The organism is Massilia glaciei (assembly GCF_003011895.2).
GTDB classification, from domain to species: domain Bacteria; phylum Pseudomonadota; class Gammaproteobacteria; order Burkholderiales; family Burkholderiaceae_D; genus Telluria_A; species Telluria_A glaciei.
Genome location: NZ_PXWF02000147.1, coordinates 1 through 3,970, shown reverse-complemented (window position 1 = coordinate 3,970; position 3,970 = coordinate 1). Strand labels below are relative to the sequence as shown.

Annotated in this window: 1 protein-coding gene; it reads right to left on the bottom strand. The window is 71.6% G+C overall.

Annotation, left to right across the window (positions count from 1 at the left end; all coding sequences use genetic code 11):
- Positions 1-3,970: two-component regulator propeller domain-containing protein (locus tag C7C56_RS10235; protein WP_370660196.1), on the bottom strand; the 3,970-nt coding region annotated here is incomplete at both ends.

Sequence of the window (3,970 nt, the reverse complement as noted above, 5' to 3'; positions counted from 1 at the left end):
CCGGCCGCCGCCGGCGCCGCCGTCCCGGCCTCCGGCGCCACCCCGAACATCGCGTCGAGTTCGGCCCGGCCGGGCCGGCGCGCGCCCATCGGCATCAGCGCCACGCCGCGCCGGAGCTGGCGCTCGATCGCGCGGCTGAGCTGGTGGTGCAGCGCCGCCGCGTCGATCGGCTTGGTCAGGAAGTCGTCCATGCCGCAGGCCAGGTAGCGCGCGCGGTCCTCCTCGCTGGCGTTGGCGGTGAGCGCGACGATCATCAGCTCGCGGTCGCGCACCAGGGCCCCGGGCGTGCCGCCGGCGCGGATCAGGCCGGTGGCGGTGGCGCCGTCCATCTGGGGCATGCGCCCGTCCATCAGGACCAGGTCGAAGCGCGAGTGCGCGCACGCGGCCACGGCGAGCGCGCCGTTGTCGGCGATCTGGACCAGGTGGCCGAGCTCCTCGAGCATCATGCGGATGATGATCTGGTTGGTCGGGAAGTCCTCGGCGCACAGCACCTTGAGCCGGTGGCTGTGGGCCTCGAGCGGCACGTGCGGCACCAGCGGCGGGGCCACGCCGGCGGACAGCGGCAGCACGAAGCTGAACACGCTGCCGGCGCCGGGCCGGCTCTCGACCTCGATCCGGCCGTCCATCAGCTCGACCAGTTGGCGGCAGATCGCCAGCCCCAGCCCGGTGCCGCCGTAGCGGCGCGTGGTGGTGCTGTCGGCCTGCTCGAATTGCTGGAACAACCGCTCGATCGCCCCGGGCGCGATGCCGATCCCGGTGTCGTGCACCGAGAAGCGGATCTGGTCCACGCCCGAGCCGGCGATCTGGTCGGCGGCGCGCCGCTCCACGCGCAGCGAGACCTCGCCCGCATTGGTGAACTTGAAGGCGTTGCCGACCAGGTTGACGAGCACCTGGCGCAGCCGCATCGGGTCGCCCACCACGAACTGCGGCAGGTCGCCCGCGAGCAGGATCGAGAAGCCCACGCTGTGGGCGGCGGCCTGCTCCTCGAACAGGCTGGCCACGTTCTCGACGGTGGCCGCGAGCGCGAAGTCGATGTTCTCGATGGTCAGCTTGCCGGCCTCGATCTTGGAGAAATCGAGCAGGTCGTTGATGATGGTGAGCAGCGACTGGGCGTTGGCCTGGCCGCGCTCGATCTGCTCGCGCGTGCCCTCGGCGAGCGTGGCGTCGCGCAGCGCGAAGCCGAGCATGCCGATCACGCCGGCCAGCGGGGTGCGCATCTCGTGGCTCATGTTGGCCAGGAACTCGGACTTCTGGCGCGTGGCGTCCTCGGCCTTGCGCTTGGCCAGGCGCAGCCGCTCGTCGTTCTCCTGCAGCGCGCGGTTGGCCAGCGCCAGCTCGTCCGTGTTGAGGCGCACCTGGCGCTCCTGCTCGACCAGCAGGGCCTGGGTCCGCTCGAGCTGCTGGTAGGCGCGCGCGTTGTCGAGCGCGACGGCGGCGTGGGTGGCGAGCGTTTGCAGCATGTCGAGGTGGACCCGGCGGTAGGCGTTGCGCTCGCCGCTTTGCACGCACATCACGCCGACCGCGCAATCGTTGACGATCAGCGGCACGTACAGCATCGACAGCGCCGCCGACGGCGGCGTGCCGTCGCTGCGCAGCACCGGCGCGCGCGTGTCGATGTAGTTGTCGAACTCGGCGTCGACGTCGTTGATGAACACCGGGCGCCGCTCGCCCACGCACCACACGGCCAGCTGGTTCGGGTCGTCCAGGCTGCGCGCGTAGCTCTCGATGCGCACCCCCTGGTCGATCGCGAACGGGAATTCGATCAGGCCGAGGTCCTCGCGGCACAAGCCGATGCCGAAGATGCGCGCGTCCATCAGGTGGTGCACGTGGCGGTAGGCGGTGTTCATGATGGTGTCCATGTCGAGCGTGGCCGTCATCTCGCGCCCGATCTCGGACAGGATCGAGATCTTGCGGTGGGCCAGCTCGACGTTCTCCTTCTGGCGCTCGAGCTCCTCCTTCTGGCGCTCGGACTCGAGGTGGCGCCGCTCGGCCTCGGCGCGCTGGCGCTCGGCGCCGATGCGCTGGGCCTCGAGCTCGACCTTTTGCAGCTCGAGCAGGTGGTTCTGCACCCCGATCTCGACCGTGCGCGACTGCACCTGCTGCTCGAGCAACTCCTTCTGGTCGCGCAGCCCGGACAGGCGCGCGCGGTAGGCGCAGTAGCCGAGCGCGAGCGAGAGCAGCACGAACAGGGTGCGGAACCACCAGCTCTTCCAGTAGGGCGGGAGGATCACGATCCGCAGCGGCGGCCCCGGCGCGCTCCAGACGCCGTCCTTGTTGGCCGCGCGCAGGCGGAACGTGTAGCTGCCCGGGTCGAGGTTGGTGTAGGTGGCGAAGCGGCGGCTCGCGTCGGTGGCGACCCAGTCGGCGTCGAAGCCATCGAGCTGGTACTCGAAGCTGTTGCGCTGGGGCGCGGCGAAATGCAGGGCCGCGAATTCGAGCGAGAACACCGAATCGGCGGCGTCGAGCGTGACCTGGGTGGCGCGCTCGATCGACCCCTTGAGCCGGCCCGGGTGGACCTGCTCGAACGGTTTGTTGAGCACCTGGAAGCCGGTGACCACCGGCCGCGGCGCGACCTGGTTGTCGCTGATGGCGGCCGGATTGAAGGCGGTGATGCCATTGAAGCCGCCGAAGTACAGGGTGCCGTCGGGACCGCGCATGGCCGCGCCGTCGAAATAGGCGCCCTCGATGGTGCCGTCGATGCCGCTGTAGTTGCGCCATTTCCCGGTGGCCGGGTCGAGCCGCGCGATGCCGGTGTTGGTGCTGACCCAGATCCGGCCGGCGTCGTCCTCGAGCGCGGCGGCGATGGCGTCGTCGGCCAGCCCACCCTTGGCGCTGGTGTAGCGGCGGAACACGGCCGTGCCATCGGCGCGCAGCGTCATGTAGTTGAGGCCGGCCGCGGTGCCCACCCACAGACCGCCGCGCCGGTCCTCGAGCACGTAGTGGACCTCGTCGTGCGACAGGCTGTTGGGGTCCTTGGGGTCGTGCCGGAAGTGGCGGAAGCGGCCGCTGGCGCGGTCGAGCAGGTCGAGCCCGTTGAAGGTGCCGATCCACAGGCGCCCCTTGCGGTCCTCGTGGATCGGGCGCACCATGTTGTCCGACAGGCTGGCCGGGTCGGCCCGGTCGTGGCGGAACGTCCTGACCGCGCGCGTGGCCGGGTCGAGCCGGTGCAGCCCGCCGCGGCTGGCGATCCAGACCATGCCGGCGCGGTCGACCAGCATGCCGCGCACGCTGTCGCCCTCGAGGTCGCCGGGCGCGAGCGAGAGGCGCTCGAAGCGTCCGCTGGCCTGGTCGAAGCTGGTCACGCCGTTGGTGCCGCCGACCCACAGCAGGCCGCGGCGGTCGCGCACCACGGCGCCGACCTCGCCCTCGGCCAGGCTGTTCCCGTCCTTCGGGTCGTGTTTGTACGAGGTCACCGCGGCGCTGGCCGGATCGATGAAATTGAGGCTGTTCGAGGCCGCCACCCAGAGCTTGCCGCCGCCGCCGTCGGCGATCCAGCGCACCTTGTTGTCGGGCAGGGTGTCGGAGACGTCGGCCTGTTTCACGATGCGCGCGAAGCCGCCGCTGGCCAGGTCCACGCGCGAGGCGCCCGCGTACCAGGTGCCGACCCAGAGGGTGCCGGTGCGGTCGCGGTACAGCGACGAGATCTGGTTGTCGGCCACGCTGTGCCGGTCGCTCGGCAGGTGCCGGTGGTTGACGAAGCGCCCGGCCCGGGGCTGCCAGCGGTACAGGCCGTCGGCGTGGGTGCCGACCCAGATGCCATGGTCGGGGTCCTGCAGCAGCACCTTGATCGAGACCGGCCCGATGCCCTCGGCCGGGCCGTAGTGGCGGCGCGCGCCCGGGCCGGCCGCGCCGCCGAGCGCCCACGACTCGAGCCCGGCGGCGCTGCCGATCCACAGGTTCTGGGCCGCGTCGACCATCAGCGCGCGCACCGCCTGGCGGCGCTTGGACGGGGCGCCGCCGCCCGCGTGGT